Raw genomic sequence first — 20,373 nt, forward strand, 5'->3', positions numbered from 1 at the left:
CGATCCGGAGGCTGTATCTGAATGTCGAAAGGAACCGGCCATGCAGATCGACCACGTCACCATCAGAACCCGCGACATCGCCGGCGCCCGGGAGTTCATGCGCACGGTCTTCGATCTGGAGGAAGGCGAGCGGCCGGGGGCGATCCGGCACATTCCGGGCTGCTGGCTCTATAGCGAAGGCAAGCCCATCGTTCACATCATCGGATCCTACAGGTCCGGCGAGGACCGTGCGGCGGAGGCGATCGATCATGTCGGCCTGCGCATGACCGATTATACCGGTTTTCGCGCCAGGCTCGATCGCCTGGGCATGCGCTATTCGCCGATGGATCTCGCCGATATCGGCGAGCGCCGCCTCTTCCTGCACATGCCGGGCGGCCCGCTGCTGGAAGCCGTCTTTTCCGAACCCGTGCCCGCCTAGCGCAAAAGGCCTTCCACCGTGGACGCGGCCGCGAGCACGCGCCCGTCGCTATTCCTCGGCCCCGACAGAAGCAGCCCGACGGGCATGCCGGCAGCACCGGTGCCGCAGGGCAGCGACACGCCGCACCAGTCGAGGAAATTGCCGATCAGCGTGTTGCGCAGCGTTTTTCCATTTACCTGGAAGAACAGGTCCTCGTCGTCCAGCAGCGGCTGGATTGCCGGCGCGACATGGGGCAGCGTCGGGCTGATGAGGATGCTGTCCGGTCCGAGCCGTTCCTCGAAGGAGGCGATCAGCCTGTCGCGTGTCGCCAGCGTTTCGAGATAATCGGCGAGCGTGATCTTCTCGCCGAGCAGCGTGCGCTTGACGACGCGGGGATCCATCTCGGCGGCGGCCGGTCCCTGGATGCGGGCACGGTGCAGCACGAAGGCCTCGGCCGTCACCAGCGCGCCATGCTTGGCCATCAGGTCGAAGATGGCGACGAATTCGGGAAAAGCCTCGCGGCGGATGCGGGCGCCTGCCTTCGTCAACCGTGCGACGGCCGCCTCGAAGGCCGCGACGACCTCGGGCTCGGCCCCGTCGAAGAACACGGTCTCGGGGATGACGAAGGACAGGTCTGCAACGCCGGGGCGTGGCAGCGCGTCGGTCGACGGCAGCCCGCGCATGGCCGCATCGACCCAGATCGCATCCTGCACGGTGCGGCAGAGCGGTCCCAGCGCATCGAGGCTCTGCGCCAGCGGGAACACGCCCTTCATGGAATAGCGCCCGCGCGTCGCCTTGTAGCCGACGATGCCGTTGAAGGCGGCGGGGATGCGCACCGAACCGCCGGTATCCGTACCGATGGAAACGGGAACGAGACCGGCGGCGACCGCGACGCCGGAGCCCGACGAGGAGCCGCCCGGGATGCGATGTTCGCCCGCCGGCGAGGCCGGGTTGCGCGGCGTGCCGTAATGCGGGTTGATACCGAGGCCGGAAAAGGCGAATTCGCTCATGTTCACGCGCCCGATGCTGACCATACCGGCGCCCGCCAGCGCCTGCACCACGGCCGCATCCTCGCCTGCCGGGTCGCGGCTCTTCAGCACGCGGGAGCCGGCGGTCGTCGGCAGGCCCTGAATGTCGAAAAGGTCCTTCCAGGCGATGGGCACGCCATCTAGCACGCCGAGCGAGCGCCCCTCACGAAGCCGGCGGCGCGAGGCTTCGGCTTCCGCCTTCGCCCGGTCTTTCAGCAGAACCGTGAAGAGTGCGGCATCCGGATAGGCCTCGATGGCGGCCAGCGTCTCTTCTGCGAGCGTGACGGGATCGAGCGCGCCCGCTTGCAGGAGTACGGAAAGCTGAGCGATCGACCGCGGCTCCATCGGCATGTCCTTTTCTGCTTTTGATGGACCGTTTCAACAGGTTCGCGGCAAGAGCGTCAACCATAAAGCACGCGGACCGCGCCCCTGAGAGGCGCGGCCCTGCATTATCAGCCGGCCACCAGGAACCAAGAGCGGCGTGCCTGCGTCAAGCCTGCGGCGTAGATGCCGAAGGCGATGACCGCGGTGGCTGGGGCCGAAAGCTCGGCGTAGCTGCCGCCCCAGACATGCAGGCAGATGCCGATGGCGGCGGCGATGAACCAGGCACCGATGCCGAGCGGATTGAAGGCCGGCACGTGGGTGGAGCGGTATTCGATCGCCTGCCCGACCAGCGCGCTGTAGCGGTCGATCAGAATATGCGCCATGGCGACCGCCACCCAGGCAACGACGAAGATGCCCTGATAGGCGAGCGCCTGAAGCAGATAGGAGAAGACGTCGGCGAGCATCAGGACATAGACGACGACGCCGACCGCGATGGCCCAGCCGACGCGACCGAAGGGCAGCCGTCCGAAGAGCTGGACGAGCGCCTCCATGTTGACGGCGGCCAGATAATAGTTCGCCGTGTTGATGCGGGTCTGCGTGACCCAGACGAACAGCAGGCCCCAGATGCCCATCAGCTTCAGCAATGCGAGCAGCACGCTGACTTCGGAAAGGGCGCCGAGATCCGGCACCGTGCCGATCATGAACATGCCGAAGAGACCGCTCACCAGGAACGCCATGGCATAGAACGGCATGCCGAAGTTGAACCAGGCGTGATAACCGGCGTCCTCCGCGCGCCCGAAGCGGGCGTAATCGAAGGTGAACATCATCAGCACCCAGACGCCCATGTAATAGACGAAGCAGGACCACCAGCCGCCGGCCGGCGCCCCCGTTTCGGGGCCGAGGTTCAGCCATTTGTCGCTGTAGCCGTATTCGCCGATGGCGAGCGCGACGGCGACGACGAGGCCGAGGATGTAGAACGGCAGCAGCACGCCGTTGAACTTGTCGAGCCAGCTCTGCATGCTGCCGAAGATCAGCGGCACGCTGTAGAGCACCACGATCAGCGCCGCGACCGGATAGGAGATCGACGGCAGGATGGTGTTGATGCCGACCGCGATGACCGAACCTTCGAACACGGCATAGTAGATCGCCGTGGCGCAGAAGATGAGGGTCGCAAGCCCCGATCCGACATTGCCGAACAGCACCCGCGAAAACAGCGCGACGGAAAGCCCGGTGCGGATGGCGAAGCGGCTGAGCACCGCGTTGATGACGCCATAGACGACGACGGACAGCACGATGCCGATGATCGCGTTGCGCGTGCCGAAGTTGAGCGCCATCGCCGCGCCCACCACGATGTAGAAGACGGCGCTGCACACCGCCCACCAGGCCATGGTCAGCCCGCCTTTCTGCATGCGGGCGTTCGGTGGCACCGCCACGCCGGAAAAGTCCGAATTGTCGGCTTCGGTCGCCGATACATTGCCTGCCATTGCAATCCCCTCTTTGGTTTCAGGTAGATCCGTCAATTTGCTCGTGTCAGCAGGTAGCTGCCGCTTTCGTGCAGCACGCTCGTCCAGCCGGGCTCGATGACGATGGTCGTCGTCACCTCCTCGATAATGGCGGGGCCGTGGATGCGGGCGCCCGCGCCAAGTTTTCCGCCCTCATAGATCGGCGTGGAGGTCGCCTTGCCGGACTGGTCGAAGATCGCGTCGCGAAAACCCTTCAGCGCCTGTTCCGCGCCGCCGCCTTCGGCGAGTTTTGGCGGACGGACCTTTTCGATGCGGCCGTAAATGGTGGATTCGAGGTTGACCACTTCGACCGCGCTGTGGCGTTCGGCATAGGTGTAGAGTTCCTCGTGCCGGGCGTGGAAAGCGTCCTTCACCTGGTCGATCGTGCTTTCGTCGATGGTGAAGGCGCCGATATCCACCGTGCATTCGTGCACCTGGCCGACATAGCGCATGTCGATCGAGCGCTTGATATCGATCGCCTCCGGCGCAAAGCCGTCCGCTTCGAGGTGGGCGACGCCCTTGGCCTCGATCTCGCGGAACAGGCTGTCGACGCGTTCATAGGCGGCGGCATTGTCGAGGCGCACCGGCGCGGGTGCCATGTAGTTGTACTTAACGTCGGAGATGATCTGGCCGAAGGCGCAGAGCCCGGACGCGAGCTTCGGCAGGATGATCGTGTCGATGCCCATCTCCCGCGCCAGCGCGGTGATATGCGCGGCCGTGGCACCGCCTGCCCCCACCAGCACGAAATCCCGCGGATCGTAGCCACGCTCGACCGAGACGCGGCGGATGCCGTTGACCATGCTGTTGTTGACGATCGCGAACATGCCATAGGCCGCCTGCTCGACGGAAATGCCGAGCGGCTCGGCCACCCTTGCCACCGCCGTGCGTGCATTCTCGATATCGAGCGGCAGCTTGCCGCCGAGCAAGCCATCGGGATTGAGGTAGCCGAGCACGAGGTTCGCATCCGACGTGGTGGGCTCCACGCCACCCTGGCCGTAGCAGGCGGGGCCGGGTTCGGAGCCCGCCGATTGCGGGCCGACCTGGAGCAGGCCGAGCGGATCGATCCAGCCGATCGAGCCACCGCCCGCCCCCAGCGTCTCGACCTGGATCATAGGCACGCCAATGCGATAGCGCAGGAAGTCGATGTTCTTGTTGAGGTTGGTCTGGCCGTTGCGGGTCAACGTGATGTCGAAGGAGGTGCCGCCCATGTCGACGGTGATGACATTCTTCTGGTCGAAGGGCGCACCGACATAGAGCCCCGCCTGCGGTGCCGAGGCCGGGCCGGAATTGATGGCGTAGACCGAGCGATCGGTCATCACCTGGCCGACCGCCAACCCGCCATTCGACTGGAAATAACGCACCGGCTGCTTGGCGCCGAGCTTGCGGAAATAGGCGTCCACGGCGGCGACGTAGCGGCGCATGACCGGCGCCAGATAGGCATTGGTCACGGCGGTCGAGGTGCGCGTATATTCGCGGACCTGCGGGTAGAGTTCGCTGCCGACGGTGAGGATCGCATCCGGCATCATCTCGCGCACGATCTCTGCCGCCCTCGCCTCATGCCGCGGGTCGAGCACCGACCAGACGAAGGAAATGGCGACGGTCTCGATGCCCTCCTTCAGGAAGACCCGGCAGGCGTCGCGCACGTCCTCTTCGTGCAGCGGCGTGCGCACCGAGCCATCGGAAAGGATGCGCTCGCGCACGCCGCGCCGGAGATACCGCGGCACGAGCATGGTCGCCGCCGGATATTCCGGATCGTAGCGAAAGCCGTCCTCCTTGTGCCCGTTGCGGATCTCGATGGAATCCTCGTGACCCGCCGTGCAGATCAGCCCGGTCTTGCCGCCACGGTGCGTGATGAGCGCGTTGAGGCCGACGGTGGTGCCGTTGATGCAGAGGTCGCAGTTGGCGATGATCTCCTCGATCGGCCGGGCGAGATCGGCGGCGATCAGGCCGAGGCCGTTCTCGATCGCCCGTGTGGGATCGGACGGCGTCGAGAGTGCCTTGAACAGCTTGACCTCTCCGCTGGCGCGGTCGGCGATGACGAAATCGGTGAAGGTGCCGCCGGCGTCGATGCCGAGGCGGTAGGAATGCAGGGTCATGTTTGGACTTCCTTACGCAGTGGCTCTGAGCCGTTCGGTTTCGGCCTTGTCGACCGCGAGGGTCTCCCGGTCCGCGATCGCCACGCCGTAGTCGGCGCGCGCACCGGCAATCGAGACGAGGCCGTTCAGCACGTCGGAGACCACCTTTTCCACGGGGCGCTCGAAGGGGTTGCCGTAGCCACCGCCGCCCGGATTGAGGTTGGTGATGGTCTGGCCGGGCTTGATGGTTTCGATGATGTTCTTGCGTTCCACCTGCACCGCGCCGTCGCGGCGCAGCTCGACGCGGCCGACCTTGGTGTCGACCACCGCGGATTTCGCACCGGCAGCCCCCATCGCCGGAATGCGGCGTCCCTCGCCAAAACCGATGCACAGCATGTCGCCGTTGAGCGGCTCCACTTCCCAGGCCGTGCCCGAGCCACCACGGAATTTGCCGGCACCCCCGGAATCGGTCATCAGCGAATAGCGGTGGATGATGATCGGATAGGAATATTCGAGGAGTTCCACATCACCCGACGTTAGCGCCCCGAAGCAGCATTCCGGCCCGACCGCATGCCAGCCGTCCTGCTTGGGCGTCGCACCGCCGCCGGAGATGATGGTGGCGAGCACCATGGTCACGAACTCTTCATTGGTGCGAGCGTCGCGGCCGGCAATGTTGAGGCCGTTGGCATGGCCCCAGGAGGCGGAGACCTTGGAGGGCATGGCCTTTTCGAAGGCGAGGCGCACGGCGTCCGTCAGCGTCTCCATCGGCGTCGTCGTGCAGTTCATGTGCGGCGCCGGTTCCTGCGCGTTGCACAGCGTGCCCTTCGGCCCGAAATCGACGCTGACACAGCGATAGAGCCCTTCATTGTAGGGCGGCGGCAGTGCGGCAAACATCATCAGGCCGAGATAGACGCCGGAGTGCGAATTGCCCTCGTAGGAGTTGATGAAATAGGGGATCTGCGGCGGGCTATCGATGGCGATATGGCAGCTGTCTCCCGTGATGGTGACCGTCGCCTTGATCTCGAAATCGCCAAAACCGTGGCCGGCGTCCTCCAGGATGGCAGCTCCCTCGTAGGTGCCGTCCGGCACGGTGGCGATCAGCGTGCGCATGTGCCGGTCGGCCATATCGAGCAGCGTGTCGACGCAGGTGTCCACCTGCTCCTTGCCGTATTTGTCGAGCATGGCGATGAGGTTGCGCTCGCCGACCTGGCAGGCACCGATGAGGGCGCGGAAATCGCCCTCCTGGTCGCGGCGCGCCCGCATGTTGGTGAAGATCATGTTGAGCACGTCGTTGCGCGGCTTGCCGCGGTCCCAGATCTTGACCGGCGGAATGCGCAGGCACTCGGCGTAGATCTCGGTCGCATTGGGGTTGTAGCCGGCCGGCACCGGGCCGCCGATATCGGTGAGATGCCCCTTGCAGACCGTCCAGTAGACCAGCTCGCCCTTGTAGAAGACCGGCTTGTACATGCAGGTATCGATGGCGTGGCTGCCGCCGAAGGCCGGATCGTTGTGGAGGATCAGGTCGCCCTCGTGGATATCGTCGCCGAAGAAGCCGGCAACCGCCTTCATGGCGGGAATGAGCGAGCCGAGGTGGATCGGGATGTCCTGGCCCTGCAGGATCATCTCGGGCCGCGCATTGAACAGCGCCGTCGAATAATCGTGCGCCAGGTTGAAGACCGACGAGCGCGCGGTCTTTTCGAGCGCGAGCGTCATTTCGCGCTGGGTCGTCTCGAGCATGCCGCGCACGACCGAGAGCGTGATCGGGTCTACTTTCGAAGTCTGGGTATGAAGCATCGTGTTCACGCTGGTTGAGGGCGAGAACCGACGGTCTGGAAACCGCGTGGATAGGTCGAAATGTCTGTTCCCGGAGCCGCCGGCATCTGTCGCACCGTTGAAGCTGGTGCAATCTAGGCAGAGTTTTCCGCAGCGGTCTTTGCAGCGCGGGAACAACAAATTGCGTCAGAACGCACAGTCTGCCATTTTCATTGCCGGGCAGCGGCCATGTGCATACCTTTGTTGCAAGAGGGAAAGCCGCATGAAGACGAGCATCACCACAAGCGCGACACGCGCACCGGACCGCAGCCGCCACTGGCACGAGGCCATCGCCTCTGCCTATTTTCCGCTCGACCTTCGCTTTCGCGATGCCGACGGGTTTTCCGGCGACCTGACGACCTGGGACTTCGGCGACGTGTCGATTTCGCGCCTGACCTGCGACGCGCTGCAATATCTGCGCCTGCCGCATCATTTCCGCGCCGCCCGCGAGGAGGAATTCCTCGTCACCGTGCCGGCGAAGGCGGAAGTGTTCTTTTCCCAGGGCGGCCGCGACGTCAAATGCCGGCCGGGCGGGTTCTTCCTGGAGCGCAGCAGCGAGCCCTACCAGTTCAGCCATGCGGAAGCCGCCGACATGTGGGTGCTGAAGGTCGAGGCCGATGCGCTTGGCGGGCGGATGCGCGCACCCGACCGCTTCTGCACCTTACAGTTCGAGGCGAACAACGGCGCCGGCGGCCTCTTCACCGACATGCTGCATCTCCTGCCCGCCCGTTTCGACGGCATGACCCAGGAGGCACGGGCGACGGTCGGCCGCCAGCTGGTGGACCTGCTGGTGCTGGCGATCAAGGCCGACGACCGGGTGCTCGCTTCGGGCAATTCGACCGTGCGCACCGCCCACCTCGCCCGCATCGAGGCCTATATCCGCGCCAATCTTCAGGATTTCCGCCTCGACCCCGACCGCATCGCGCGCGCCTGCGGCATCTCCACCCGCTACCTTCACGAACTGTTCCGCGACACCAACGAAACGGTGAGAAGCTGGATCCGCGACCAACGGCTCGCCGCCTGCCGTGAGGCGCTCGGAGATCCGGACAACGTCCAGACCGCCGCCGAGATCGCCTATCGCTGGGGTTTCGGCGACCAGACCCAGTTCTCCCGCGTCTTCAAGGCGCAGTTCGGCGTGCCGCCCGGAGAGTTCCGGGCCGAACACCAGAAACGACGCTGAAAAGAGCGGATCTCTCCGCCCCTCTCCTTATTTGCGGCGCTTGTTGCGCCAGGGTGTGTTCTGCTGCCAGTCGCCGGCCATGATGCTGCCGTAGGGGATGACCTCGTCGACCACTTCCCTGGGATTTTTCCGAGGTCTATACGAACCTGCGCGATTTCGCCCGCGGCTATGCCTTCGATCCGGATGTGGAAGATTACCTCGTCAACATCACCACGGGCACGCATGTGGCGCAGATCTGCTGGTTCCTGCTGACCGAGGCGCGCATCATCTCCGGCCGGCTGCTGCAGCTCTCGCCACCCCGCGACCGGGAGGCGGAGGTCGATTATGCCGGCACGCACCGCATCATCGACCTCGACCTCTCGCGCTACGACGAGATCGCCAAACGCTTCGCTTCCGAGCGCGAGGACGCGACATCCTTCCTCAAATCCGGCATCTCGACCCGCAATGCCGCGTTCAACCGGATGATCGAGGAGATCGAGCGGGTGGCGATCCGCTCGACGGCCCCCGTGCTGCTGACCGGCCCGACGGGAGCCGGCCCCGCGAGCGCTACCTCGCCTTCGCGACCGGCCCGCAGGCCATCTGGAGCGCCAATTTCCGCGACCTGTCGGCATCCGTCACGCGCATGGCCACGCTCGCCCCGCATGGCCGCATCACATCCGATGTCGTCGACAACGAAATCCGCCGGCTGAACGCCTTTTGGCGCCTGTCTTCCGGGGGAGACGCAAACGACACCCTCATCGAAGATGATATTGGGCAGCGAAGCCGCCCGGCGCCTTGACCTGTTCGATAGCGCCCAACTCGCCACCGTCATCCGCACCTGCCGGGACCAAACGACCGCAAGTGCGGCCGGCGGCGCCCTCTTTGCCCATTCCCGACTGGAAAAGAAAAGCAGCAACGACGCCGATCGCCTGAGCAAATATCTCGCCCGCTTCGACCTCAAATTCGAAGACGTGCGGAAACGGGACTAGGACCGGCAAAAGCGCCGCGCGGTTTTCACCACGCGGCGCTCAAGTTTTAGAGCAGGCCGGCGGCCGTCATCAATTCCACGACCTTCTTGCTGTCGAGCGTGGACGCTTCGACCTTCGGTGCGTCCAGGTCCTTCAGCGGCACGAGCTTGGGATTGGCGTCGCCAGCGATCGCATATTCGAAGGAATCGCCGTCCCGCAGGATCGACTGGCCGCCCTTGCCGGTGACCCATTTCAGGAAGACCTGCGCTTCCTTCTGGTGCTTGCTGGTCTTCAGGATGCCGCCGCCGGAAATGCTGACGAAGGCGCCCGGATCCCGGTTCTTGAAATAGTGCAGGGCGACGTTGTTGCTGTTTTCGCCGGTCTTCGCCTGGTCGCCGAACCAGTAGTAGTGGTAGATCACCGCGCCTTCGATTTCACCGGCATTGACAGCCTTCATGGCGGTGCTGTTGCCCTTGAAGGGGGTGGCGTTTTCCTTCATGGCCGTCAGCCAGGACGCCGTCGCCTCTTCGCCCTTCAATTGCAGCAGCGCGCCGACGACCGCCTGGAAATCCGCGCCGGCAGGGGAAGCGCCCCAGCGGCCCTTCCAGACCGGGTCGGCGAGATCGAGCATGGATTTCGGCAGCTTGTCCTCGGTGAGCTTCGTCTTGTCATAGGCGAAGACCGTCGAGCGGGCGGCAATGCCCGTCCACATGCCGTCAGCCGGGCGGTATTCCGCGGGAACCTGGTCGAGCGTCTCCTTGTCGACCGGCGCGAAACGCCCTTCCTGGTCGAGCAGCGCCATGGCCGGGGAGTTCTCCGTGAGAAACACATCGGCCGGCGTCAGGTCGCCCTCCTGGAGGATCAGGTTGGCGAACTCCATGTCGCTGCCCTTGCGCACGACGACCTTGATGCCCGTCTCCTTCGTGAAGGCCTCGATCCAGGCCTTTCCAAGCCCTTCATGCTGGGCATTGTAGACGACGAGTTCCTGAAACTCCTCGGCGCGGGCACCCGAACCCGGCGCGGTGGCCGCTAGAAGCGACAGTGCCGCGAATGTTATCCGGATCGACTTCGTCATGTTGTTCTCCTTCGATGTGAAATTTGTCGCCACGCCCGCCGAGACCGGGCTTGCTATGGCATGGCGCGCCGCATTGCTCGACCTTTCCTGAATGCGAGCACCCAATTGCAAACCATTGCCTTTTTCTCAAGAAATCCTTACGGCAGGGTCCGGTGGCCGTTCAAGCGGCCGCCCGACCTTTTTCATGGCATGAAGGCATGGGCCTTGTTGCAGGATAGTACAGCAGAAGCATTCAACGGGGCGTGGCCGGCACAAAAGCGGGCGATCGCCTTGCTTCCGCGTGTCCCGGTCGTCGTCCTCGCCACGCTCGTCGCGCTGTTCAGCCTGGTGCCGCTCGGCTTCATCGCCTGGGTGACCTACGATGTCGGCTGGGAAACGGTGAAGACGCTGGTTTTTCGCCCGCGCATCGGCGAACTCATTCTCAGCACCGTCTATCTCGAAATCATCACCATTCCGCTGTCGATCGCGCTGGCGGTCGGGCTTGCCTGGCTGACGGAGCGCACCGACATTCCCGGTGCGCGTCTCTGGGCCTGGCTGGCGATCACGCCGCTCGCCGTGCCCGCCTTCGTGCACAGCTATGCCTGGGTCAGCCTCGTGCCGAGCATGCGCGGGCTTTCGGGCGGCGTCTTCGTCGCCGTGCTCGCCTATTATCCCTTTCTCTACCTGCCGGTGGCGGCAGCGCTCAGGCGGCTTGATCCGGCGGTCGAGGATGCCGCAGCCTCGCTCGGCCTTGCGCCCGTCGCGGTGTTCTTCCGCGTGGTGCTGCCGCAGCTTCGCCTCGCCATCTGTGGCGGCTCGCTTTTGATCGGCCTGCACCTGCTGTCGGAATACGGCCTGTTCGCGATGATCCGCTTCGACACGCTCGCCACCGCCATCGTCGACCAGTTCCAGTCGTCCTACAACAGCCCCGCCGCCAACATGATCGGCGGCGTGCTGGTCACCTGCTGCCTGTTCCTGCTGGCGCTGGAAGTGCTGGTGCGCGGCAACGAGCGTTATGCGCGTGTCGGCGCGGGCGCAGCACGGCCGGGCGACCGGCGCAGGCTCGGGCGCCTCGCGCTGCCCGCTCTTCTTGTACCGGCGGGGCTTGCCCTTCTCACCCTCGGCGTGCCGCTCCTCACACTCGGCCGCTGGCTGTGGATCGGCGGCCTCGATATCTGGAACAACGAGGTGACCGGCTCGGTCGCACAGACCATCGTGCTGGCTCTTGCCGGCGGGATTCTGGCGACCATCGCCGCCGTGCCGATGGCCTGGCTGTCGGTGCGCGCACCCGGTCGGCTGCAACGGCTTCTGGAAGCCTGCCACTATTATGTCGGCTCGCTGCCGGGCGTGGTGGTGGCGCTGGCGCTGGTGTCGATCACCGTGCGCTTCCTGCTGCCGCTCTACCAGACTTTTGCCATGCTGCTCGCCGGCTACGTGCTGATGTTCCTGCCGCGCGCCATGGTGGGGCTTCGTGCCAGCATCGCGCAGGCGCCGGTGGAACTGGAGCGCGCGGCGATGGCGCTCGGACGCACGCCCGGCCAGGCGCTGCGCCAGATCACCCTGCGGCTGGCCGCCCCCGGTGCCGCCGCCGGCGTCGCGCTCGTGGCACTCGGCATCACCAACGAACTGACCGCCACCCTGATGCTCGCGCCAAATGGTGTCGAAACGCTCGCCACCCGCTTCTGGTCGCTGACGAGCGAGATCGACTATGTCGCCGCAGCACCCTATGCGGTGATGATGGTGGTCCTGTCGCTGCCGCTCACCCTTCTCCTCCATGCCCAATCGAAACGGACGGCCGGCCAATGACGCTGCTCGACCTCGAAACCGTCAGCAAGCGCTATGGTCCCGTGCGTGCGCTCGATGCGGTCAGCCTTTCCGTCGCACCCGGCAGCCGCACGGCGGTGGTCGGCCCGTCCGGTTCGGGCAAGACGACGCTCTTGCGCATCATCGCCGGCTTCGAGTTTCCCGATACGGGCCGGCTCGGCTTTGACGGCGCGCTGCTGGCCGACGGACCGGCGGGCGTGCCGGCGCACAAGCGCGGCATCGGCATCGTCTCCCAGGACGGCGCGCTGTTTCCGCATCTGAGCGTCGCCGACAACATCGCCTTCGGCTTCGAGCGCGGTGCCCCGGACCGGGCAAGCCGCATCGCCGAACTGATGGAGATGGTGGAACTTGACGGCGCCATGGCGACCCGCCGGCCGCACCAGCTTTCCGGCGGCCAGCAGCAGCGCGTGGCGCTGGCCCGCGCGCTCGGACGCCGGCCGCGGCTGATGCTGCTCGACGAACCCTTTTCCGCCCTCGATACGGGCCTGCGTGAAAACATGCGCAAGGCGGTCGCGCGCGTCCTCCAGGTGGCCGGCATCACCGCAATCCTCGTCACGCACGACCAGGCGGAGGCACTCTCCTTCGCCGATCAGGTGGCGGTGCTGCGCGAGGGGAGGCTGGTGCAGGCGGGCTCGCCGCAGGCGCTCTACCAGCATCCGCGCGACAGGGAGACGGCGCTGTTTCTCGGCGATGCCGTGCTGCTGCCGGCGATCGTGCGCAACGGTTTCGCGGACTGCGCGCTCGGGCGCGTGGCGGTCGAAAGCGCCCATGTGGGCAAGGCGGAAATCATGCTGCGGCCGGAGCAGATCCGCGTCGTCGTCGATGCCGCCGCACCGCAGAACGGCGGGCGTGTGGTGGATGTACAATTCGGCGGAGCGATCTGCACAGTGGCCGTGGCGCTGGCAGACGTCGCCTTGCCGCCGATCCTGATCAAGACCTCCAGCGTCGCGCTTCCCGCAGCCGGCAATCTCGTGCGCCTCGACGTCACCGGCAAGGCCCACGTCTTCGGCTAGGCGCCCTCGGCCAACCCTTCCAGCCAGTGCCAGGTGTCCCGCACGTCGGCGTCCCTGAGCCGCCCTTCGCTGGAAAGGGCATACCAGGCGCGTGGCGAACCGATGGCGGCCGCGAAGGGCTGAACCAGCGTGCCGGCCGCAATGCACGCTTCGGCCAGCAACGCGCTTGCAAGCGCCACGCCCTGCCCAAGCTCCGCCGCCGCCAAGGCGATATCGCTGTCGCTGAAATTGGCGCCTTTCCAGACCGTTGCCGTCTCGATGCCCATGTGCCCCAGCCAGTCGGCCCAGCCGACGGGGCCTTCGTCATGGATCAGCGGCGCCCGCAGCAGGTCGGCGGGCTGGTGCAACGTGGCCGCGAGCGCGGGCGCTGCGACCGGCGAAACACGATCGCGAGCGATCAGCAGGCTTTCGCAGCCGGCCGGCGGCTCGTGGGCATGGATGATGGCGATGTCCACTTCCATCGTCTCGAAATCGACCGGCACGCCGCTGGTGTCGAGCCAGGGCTCGCAGGCGGGTGCCGCGGCCTTCAGCGCCGGCAGGCGCGGCAGGAGCCAGCGTCGCGAAAAATCCCGCGGCGCATAGATCACCACGCTGCCGGGCTTGCGATAGGGCTCGAGGCGCCGATAGCCCTCCTCCATCAATTCCAGACAACGACGCACGGTGCGGTGATAGTCGCGCCCGGCATCCGTGAGGCGCACTTCCCGGCCGATGCGCAGGAACAGCGGCTGCCCGATCTGGCCTTCGAGGAGGCGCATCTGATGGCTGATGGCCGATTGCGTGAGGCCGACCTCTTCGGCCGCACGGCTGAAACTTTCCAGCCGCGCCGCCGCCTCGAAACCCTTCAGAAACTGGGTCGGAGGAATGTGCCGGAATTTCAGCATTCATGAATTCCATTCATCATCAGCAGGAATGCTTCTCGTTTGTATCAGGTCTCTGTCGCCACGATAATGAGCGCCATAGATGAATAGGAGTCAATCATGGATACGAAAGCATGGCCGGACACGGCGGTGAAACTGCGCCGGCCGGGTGAGTTCGAGCCCCATGCCAAGACCTGGATGGCCTGGCCGCACCGTCAGGATCTCTATGGCGACCGTCTGCCGGCAATGCAGCAGGCCTATGCCGATGTCGCACGCGCCATTGCAGGTTTCGAGCCCGTCAGCATGGTGGCGCATCCCGATCATGCCGACGGTGCCCGCACCCATCTCGGCAATGGCATCGAGGTCGTCGCCCTGCCGATCGACGATTGCTGGATCCGCGATTCCGGCCCGACCTTTCTCCAGCGCAGCGATGGCGGCCTCGCCGGCGTGTCCTGGCGTTTCAATGCCTGGGGTTGCAAACACGAGCCGTTCGACGCCGACGATGCGCTGGCCGGCCATGTGCTGGCGCATGAAGGTGCGGACATCCTGCGCTCCTTCCTGTTCTGCGAGGGCGGCTCGCTTGCCTGCGACGGCGAAGGCACGCTGATTGCGACCGAGACGAGCCTGCTCCACCCCAACCGCAATCCCGGCCTTTCGAAGGCCTGGGTGGAGCAGGAACTGCTGCGCATGCTCGGCCTGGAAAAGGTCGTCTGGTTGCCGGGCGATCCGCTCGATCTCGAGACCGATGGCCATGTCGACGGCATGTGCTGCTTCGTCAAACCCGGCGTCGTGATGTTCGAATACAATCCCGACCCGGCCGACCTGCACGGCCGCATCCTTGCCGACAACTTGGCAGCCCTCAACAGCCAGACGGACGCGCGCGGCCGCCGCTTCGAGGTGATCCCCATTCCGGAGGCCTATGACGTCGAGGCGACCAGCGAGGTCTTTGCCCGCTCCTACATCAACTTCGCGCTGACCAATGGCGGCGTCGTGATGCCGACCTTCGGCCGTCCCTCCGGTGAGGACGCCAAGGCGGCCGTCGCCCGCGCGTTTCCGGAGCGGCGTATCGTGACCGTCGACGTCGGGGCCGTCGTGCCTGCCGGCGGGGCGATCCATTGCATCACGCAGGAGCAGCCGTTGTGAGTCCTCACGTCATGTCATGCTCCACGTCGATCGCATCTACGAAAACGGCGGTGGCATCCACTGCGTCACGCAACAACAACCCGAATGAGGTGAGGCCATGCGTTCCATGATTGCGGCTGCGGTGCAGATTGCGTGCACCGACAATATCGAAGCCAACCTCGAAAAGCTCGAAACCCATGTGCGCGAGGCGGCCCGGCGCGGCGCCCAGCTCGTCGTGCTTCAGGAGCTGTTCGAGGGCGTCTATTTCTGCGTCGACGAGGATAAAATCCACAATGCGCGCGCCCGGCCGCTGCAAGGCCATCCGACCGTCGCCCGCATGGCAGCACTTGCCCGCGAGACGGGCGTCGTGCTGCCCGTGTCCGTCTTCGAGCGCGACGGCGCCCGCCTGTTCAACACGCTCGTGATGATCGATGCCGATGGCAAGGTGCTCGGCCACTACCGCAAGAGCCACATTCCCGACAGCCCCGGCTATTCGGAAAAATTCTACTTCGCCGATGGCGATACGGGTTTTCGCGTGTTCGAGACGGCGGCCGGCAAGGTGGGTGCCGGTGTGTGCTGGGACCAGTGGTTTCCGGAGGCGGCGCGCGCCATGGTGCTGATGGGCGCCGAAGTGCTGGTCTATCCGACGGCGATCGGCTCGGAACCCTCCTATCCGGGCTGGGATTCGCGCGACCACTGGCAGCGCGTCATGCAGGGCCATGCCGGCGCCAACCTCACGCCCGTCATCGCGGCCAACCGGATCGGCGTCGAAACGGGCAAGACATCGGCGGTCACCTTCTACGGCTCCTCCTTCATCGCCGACCACACCGGCGCAAAACTTGCCGAGGCCGACCGGGTCACGGAGGGCGTCATCACCGCCGCCCTCGACCTCGATGCCATCGCCGAGGCGCGCCGCAGCTGGGGCGTCTTCCGCGACCGGCGCACCGATCTCTACGGCCCCCTGCTCCAGCCGACGCCGGGGCGGCTGCTGGCGGACAAAGCGGCCTGACAGACCGGCACCAATCGAACCAACAGCACGGAGAAAGACGATGAAACGCTGGCTCACGCTTGCAGCGGCATGCCTCGCGGCAACCTCGGTTTCGGCCGAGGAGAAGGTTCTCTACCTCTATTCCTGGGAGTCCTATTTCAGCGCGGCCTCGATCGCGGCCTTCGAGAAGGAGACGGGCATAAAGGTCTCCTACGACCTGTTCGATTCCAACGACATGGTCGAGACGAAGATGCTGACGGGCAAGTCGGGTTACGACCTCGTCACCGTCAACCTCTCGCCGCACTTCCTGCGCCAGCTGCCGGTCGGCGTCTGGGGCGCGCTCGACCGCAGCAAGCTTGCCAACTTCGGCAATATCGACCCGGTCGTGCTGGAGCGCGCCACCGCCGTCGACCCCGGCAATGCCCACAACGTGCCCTGGATGTGGGGCACGACCGGCGTCGGCTACAATGTCGAAAAGGTGCAGGCGATCATGCCGGACGCACCGGTCGATTCGCTGCGTATGGTCTTCGATCCCGCGGTCGTCGAAAAATTCGCCTCGTGCGGCGTCGGCATGCTCGACGATGCGGAGCAGGTGCTCGGCCTCGCCTTGATTTATCTCGGCTTGAACCCCGATACGACCGACAAGGACGAGCTGGAAAAGGCGGTGGAGGTCGTCTCGAAGGTTCGCCCCTATGTGCGCAAGTTCCACAGCTCCAGCTATGTCAACGACCTCGCCGATGGCGGCCTGTGCCTGGCGATCGGCTTTTCCGGCGACATGCTGATCGCCAGCAGCCGGGCGAAGGAGGCGGGCAAACCCTTCACGATTACCTATAAACTGTCGAAGGAAGGCAATCTCGTCTGGGCCGACGTGCTCGCCATACCCGCCGACGCGTCCCATCCGGAAGCCGCCCACGCCTTCATCGACTTCGTGATGCGCCCCGAGATCGCCGCAACCGCAGCCACGGAAACCGGCTTCTCCACCGCCAACAAGGCGGCCCTCCCCCTGCTCGACGAAAAGCTGCGCTCGAACCCCGACCTCTACCCCTCCGAAGAGGCGCAAAAGCGTTTCCACCTGCCGAAGGCGTTGAGCCAGAAGGCACTCAAAATGTGGACGCAGGCCTGGGATCGCGCGAAGGGGGTGCGCTAGCCATCCCAGCCCTCGAAATGCGACGGACGACCGGCCAGCGCACCTGGCCGGTTTGTTCGTTTGATGCGTCGAAAAATTCTTTCCAACCGATACGCGCCTTCCAGAAGGCGGCATAAGGGCGCTATAGAACGGTCAGGACATGCTGTTTCGACGACAAGGATCTATTTCATGACCGAGAAATCCCCCGCCGACAATTTCCCCGCCGGCTATGAAGTTCCGAAGGTCTGGATCTGGGACAAGGGCAATGGCGGCGCCTTCGCCAGCATCAACCGGCCGATCGCCGGCCCGACCCAGGACAAGGACCTGCCGGTCGGCAAACACCCGCTGCAACTCTATTCGCTGGCGACGCCCAATGGCGTGAAGGTGACGATCCTGCTGGAGGAGCTTCTGGCCGCCGGCCATACCGAGGCCGAATACGACGCCTGGCCGATCCGCATCGGGGACGGCGACCAGTTCGGCTCCGGCTTCGTCGCTGTCAATCCGAATTCCAAGATCCCGGCGCTGATGGACCATGCGCCGAAGGGCGGCGGCGCGCCGGTGCGCGTCTTCGAATCCGCCTCCATCCTGCTTTATCTCGCCGAAAAATTCGGCGCCTTCCTGCCAACCGAGCTTCGCGCCCGCGCGGAAACCTTCAACTGGCTGTTCTGGCAGATGGGCTCCGCGCCCTTCCTCGGCGGCGGTTTCGGCCATTTTTATGCCTATGCGCCGATGCATATCAAATACGCCATCGACCGCTACGCCATGGAGGTGAAGCGCCAGCTCGACGTGCTCGACCGCCATCTCGCGGACAACCAGTTCATGGCCGGCGCCGACTACACGATCGCCGACATGGCCATCTGGCCCTGGTATGGCGGTCTCGCCCAGGGCAAACAATATGGCGATGCCGGCACCTTCCTCGACGTGCAGAGCTACGCGAACGTGCAGCGCTGGACGGCCGAAATCGCTGCCCGCCCGGCGGTCAAGCGCGGCCGCATGGTGAACCGGCTGACCGGCGATCCGTCCGAGCAGCTGCATGAGCGGCACGACGCCTCGGACTTCGACACGAAGACCCAGGACAAGATCGGCCAGGCGTAAGGAGGACCGGATGCCCACCCTTCCCGACATGACGAAACACCGCGGCTTTCCGTCCGGCATGCCGGGTACCGGCGTGCAGTTCACCATCCGGCGCGCCAATCCGAAGGGGGTGACGCCGATCAAGGCCTTGCCCCGTCGCGCCCGCCCCGGCACGGCCGAGCACCGCATCGACGCCGCCTTCCTGCACGCGCTCTGGCACCATTTCGGCGCAGAGCCCTTCGAGCGCGGCAATCTCGACGCCGCCCGCCTCAACCTGCTCTTCGGCCGGGAGGTGGTGGCGGCCGACAAGGATTTCGATCCGCTGTCCTACGAGGCCATGTTCATCATCGACGAACGGGTGGCGCGCCAAAGCTTTCCGGAAGCCTTCGAGGATGTCTTCGAGGTGTAAGCGAGCCGACGAAGGCTCGTTCACACGCTGCTGAGGAGCAGGCTCGTCTCGCTGTTGGAGACGCCGTCGACCATTCGCACCTCGCGCAGCACGCGGTCGAAATCCGAGAGGCTCGCGGCGCGGATATTGGCGACCAGGTCCCAGTTGCCGTTCGTCGTGTGCAGCGCCTGCATCTCCGGGAAACCGCGCAGCTTGCGGATGACCTGGGTGGTCGACTTGCCCGACACCTCGATCATCATGACGGCGTGCACGCTGTGCGCGTCGTAATCATCCCTGACACGAACCGTGAAGCCAAGCAGCGTGCCCGTCTCCATCAGTCGGTCCAGCCGGCTCTGCACCGTGCCGCGCGCGACGCCGAGCGCATCGGCGAGCTTGGCGAGCGATGCCCGGCCGTCGGCGCGCAGGTGGCCGATGATCCGGCGGTCGAGGTCGTCGGGCATGTATTTCGCGATCGTCATCTGTCTTTTTTCACACTTCCACTGAGCATATCGATCAATCAACTGCCAGAAATGACACAATATTGCTCTTTCGGTCAACGTTTCCGGTCGTTAGCCTTCCGGAATCCCGCCAGCAGAGGAAACCGCCATGTCCGCACCGCTCCCATCGGAGAAAGCCCTCGTTCCCTTCGTCAGCGTCGAGAACATGATGCGGCTTGTCCATCATATCGGCGTCGAGACCATGCTGGTCGAGCTCACGGATGTCATCGAAGCCGATTTCCGGCGCTGGGAGCTGTTCGACAAGACGCCGCGCGTCGCCTCGCATTCGCGCGAAGGCGTGATCGAGTTGATGCCGACCTCGGACGGCGAGATCTACAGCTTCAAATATGTCAACGGCCATCCGAAGAACATGGGACAGGGCCTGCAGACGGTGACCGCCTTCGGGCTGCTCGCGGAAGTCTCCACCGGCTATCCGGTGCTCTTGACCGAGATGACGCTGCTGACGGCGCTGCGCACTGCCGCGACCTCGGCCATGGCCGCCCGCCACCTCGCGCCGAAGGGTGCGCGCACTATGGCGATTATCGGCAACGGCGCCCAGGCGGAATTCCAGGCGCTGGCCATGAAGGCCGTGCTCGGCACGGATCACGTCCGCCTCTACGATATCGACCCGCTGGCGACCGAGAAGGCTGCCCGCAACCTCGCCGGTTTCGGTCTGACGGTGACCGTCTGCACCACGCCCGAGGCGGCCATCGAAGGCGCGCAGATCATCACCACCTGCACCGCCGACAAACAATATGCCACCATCCTCACCGACAACATGGTCGGCGGCGGTATCCACATCAACGCGATCGGCGGCGATTGCCCGGGCAAGACCGAGCTGCACCGCGACATCCTGCTGCGTGCCGATACCTTCGTGGAATATCCGCCGCAGACGCGCATCGAAGGCGAAATCCAGCAGATGGATGCTGATTATCCGGTGACGGAGCTCTGGAAGGTGATTTCCGGCGACGCCCAGGGACGGCGGGATGCGGGCCAGATCACGCTCTTCGACAGCGTCGGCTTCGCCACCGAAGACTTTTCCGCGCTGCGCTACGTCCGCGAGAAGCTGAAACACAACCGCTTCTACCAGGAACTCGACATCATCGCGGACCCCGACGATCCGCGCGACCTCTTCGGCATGCTGCAACGCGCACGATAGGAGTGA

General features: G+C 65.2%; 17 protein-coding genes and 1 pseudogene. 11 read left to right on the plus strand and 7 right to left on the minus strand.

Annotated features, from left to right (window positions below):
• The first annotated feature begins 40 nt into the window (after positions 1 to 40).
• Entirely contained in the window at positions 41 to 418 is a 378-nt protein-coding gene (locus tag VGN93_RS24345) for a glyoxalase (RefSeq protein WP_327509571.1), read from the plus strand.
• Here the strand turns inward: VGN93_RS24345 and VGN93_RS24350 are convergent.
• The 4 genes from VGN93_RS24350 to VGN93_RS24365 all read right to left on the minus strand — a co-directional run bounded on the left by VGN93_RS24350 (position 415) and on the right by VGN93_RS24365 (position 7,120).
• A complete protein-coding gene (locus tag VGN93_RS24350; RefSeq protein ID WP_327509572.1) occupies positions 415 to 1,776 on the minus strand; it encodes an amidase in 1,362 nt (453 codons plus the stop codon). The two genes, VGN93_RS24345 and VGN93_RS24350, sit on opposite strands and share 4 nt — an antisense overlap.
• 101 nt (positions 1,777 to 1,877) lie before the next feature.
• Positions 1,878 to 3,233: an allantoin permease gene (locus tag VGN93_RS24355; protein WP_327509574.1), complete on the minus strand. Its 1,356-nt coding sequence runs from the start codon at positions 3,231 to 3,233 to the stop codon at positions 1,878 to 1,880.
• A 32-nt stretch (positions 3,234 to 3,265) separates the two neighbouring features.
• The gene (locus VGN93_RS24360; protein ID WP_327509575.1) at positions 3,266 to 5,347 is read right to left on the minus strand and encodes a hydantoinase/oxoprolinase family protein; all 2,082 of its coding nucleotides are present in this window, start codon (positions 5,345 to 5,347) and stop codon (positions 3,266 to 3,268) included.
• 12 nt (positions 5,348 to 5,359) lie between these two features.
• Positions 5,360 to 7,120, minus strand: a complete 1,761-nt coding sequence (locus VGN93_RS24365; RefSeq protein ID WP_327509576.1) for a hydantoinase B/oxoprolinase family protein — start codon at positions 7,118 to 7,120, stop codon at positions 5,360 to 5,362.
• 241 nt (positions 7,121 to 7,361) lie between these two features.
• Between VGN93_RS24365 and VGN93_RS24370 the strand changes: the two genes are divergently transcribed.
• Together VGN93_RS24370 and VGN93_RS24375 are read left to right on the plus strand one after the other, a co-directional pair.
• A complete protein-coding gene (locus tag VGN93_RS24370) occupies positions 7,362 to 8,318 on the plus strand; it encodes an AraC family transcriptional regulator (protein ID WP_327509577.1) in 957 nt (318 codons plus the stop codon).
• Positions 8,319 to 8,434: 116 nt separating this feature from the next.
• A pseudogene (locus VGN93_RS24375) lies at positions 8,435 to 9,286 on the plus strand (RNA repair transcriptional activator RtcR family protein); the annotation flags it as partial.
• 46 nt (positions 9,287 to 9,332) lie between these two features.
• Here VGN93_RS24375 and VGN93_RS24380 read toward each other — a convergent pair.
• Positions 9,333 to 10,340 (minus strand): iron ABC transporter substrate-binding protein, encoded by a 1,008-nt coding sequence (locus tag VGN93_RS24380; protein WP_327509578.1) that lies wholly within the window; start codon positions 10,338 to 10,340, stop codon positions 9,333 to 9,335.
• A gap of 189 nt (positions 10,341 to 10,529) precedes the next feature.
• Here VGN93_RS24380 and VGN93_RS24385 point away from each other — a divergent pair, with 189 nt between their 5' ends.
• Positions 10,530 to 12,125, plus strand: coding sequence for an iron ABC transporter permease (locus VGN93_RS24385; RefSeq protein WP_327509579.1), 1,596 nt, complete (start codon positions 10,530 to 10,532; stop codon positions 12,123 to 12,125).
• Positions 12,122 to 13,156, plus strand: coding sequence for an ABC transporter ATP-binding protein (locus tag VGN93_RS24390; protein WP_327509580.1), 1,035 nt, complete (start codon positions 12,122 to 12,124; stop codon positions 13,154 to 13,156). Before VGN93_RS24385 ends, VGN93_RS24390 begins: the two co-directional genes overlap by 4 nt.
• On the opposite strand, the gene VGN93_RS24395 is transcribed toward VGN93_RS24390, so the two are convergent.
• Positions 13,153 to 14,037, minus strand: a complete 885-nt coding sequence (locus VGN93_RS24395; protein WP_327509581.1) for a LysR substrate-binding domain-containing protein — start codon at positions 14,035 to 14,037, stop codon at positions 13,153 to 13,155. The genes VGN93_RS24390 and VGN93_RS24395 overlap by 4 nt on opposite strands.
• Positions 14,038 to 14,133: 96 nt before the next feature.
• Here VGN93_RS24395 and VGN93_RS24400 point away from each other — a divergent pair, with 96 nt between their 5' ends.
• The 5 genes from VGN93_RS24400 (at position 14,134) to VGN93_RS24420 (ending at position 18,732) form a co-directional block, all read left to right on the plus strand.
• Positions 14,134 to 15,156 carry an agmatine deiminase family protein gene (locus VGN93_RS24400; protein WP_327509582.1) on the plus strand — a complete coding sequence of 341 codons (1,023 nt, stop codon included), beginning with the start codon at positions 14,134 to 14,136 and terminating at the stop codon, positions 15,154 to 15,156.
• Positions 15,157 to 15,253: 97 nt separating this feature from the next.
• Positions 15,254 to 16,144: an N-carbamoylputrescine amidase gene (gene aguB, locus VGN93_RS24405; RefSeq protein ID WP_327509583.1), complete on the plus strand. Its 891-nt coding sequence runs from the start codon at positions 15,254 to 15,256 to the stop codon at positions 16,142 to 16,144.
• Positions 16,145 to 16,184: 40 nt separating this feature from the next.
• Positions 16,185 to 17,270, plus strand: a complete 1,086-nt coding sequence (locus tag VGN93_RS24410; RefSeq protein ID WP_327509584.1) for an extracellular solute-binding protein — start codon at positions 16,185 to 16,187, stop codon at positions 17,268 to 17,270.
• Positions 17,271 to 17,438: 168 nt separating this feature from the next.
• Entirely contained in the window at positions 17,439 to 18,344 is a 906-nt protein-coding gene (yghU, locus tag VGN93_RS24415) for a glutathione-dependent disulfide-bond oxidoreductase (protein WP_327509585.1), read from the plus strand.
• Between the two features lie 10 nt (positions 18,345 to 18,354).
• Complete coding sequence (locus VGN93_RS24420) at positions 18,355 to 18,732, plus strand: hypothetical protein (RefSeq protein WP_327509586.1); 378 nt, start codon at positions 18,355 to 18,357, stop codon at positions 18,730 to 18,732.
• Positions 18,733 to 18,752: 20 nt separating this feature from the next.
• On the opposite strand, the gene VGN93_RS24425 is transcribed toward VGN93_RS24420, so the two are convergent.
• Positions 18,753 to 19,190, minus strand: a complete 438-nt coding sequence (locus tag VGN93_RS24425) for an Lrp/AsnC family transcriptional regulator (RefSeq protein ID WP_319313030.1) — start codon at positions 19,188 to 19,190, stop codon at positions 18,753 to 18,755.
• Between the two features lie 127 nt (positions 19,191 to 19,317).
• On the opposite strand from VGN93_RS24425, the gene VGN93_RS24430 reads away from it, so the two are divergent.
• On the plus strand, positions 19,318 to 20,367 hold the full coding sequence (locus VGN93_RS24430; RefSeq protein ID WP_327509587.1) for an ornithine cyclodeaminase: 1,050 nt from the start codon (positions 19,318 to 19,320) through the stop codon (positions 20,365 to 20,367).
• Positions 20,368 to 20,373 lie beyond the last annotated feature (6 nt).

This window comes from Shinella sp., assembly GCF_035998705.1.
In the GTDB taxonomy this organism is placed as follows: Bacteria; Pseudomonadota; Alphaproteobacteria; order Rhizobiales; family Rhizobiaceae; genus Shinella.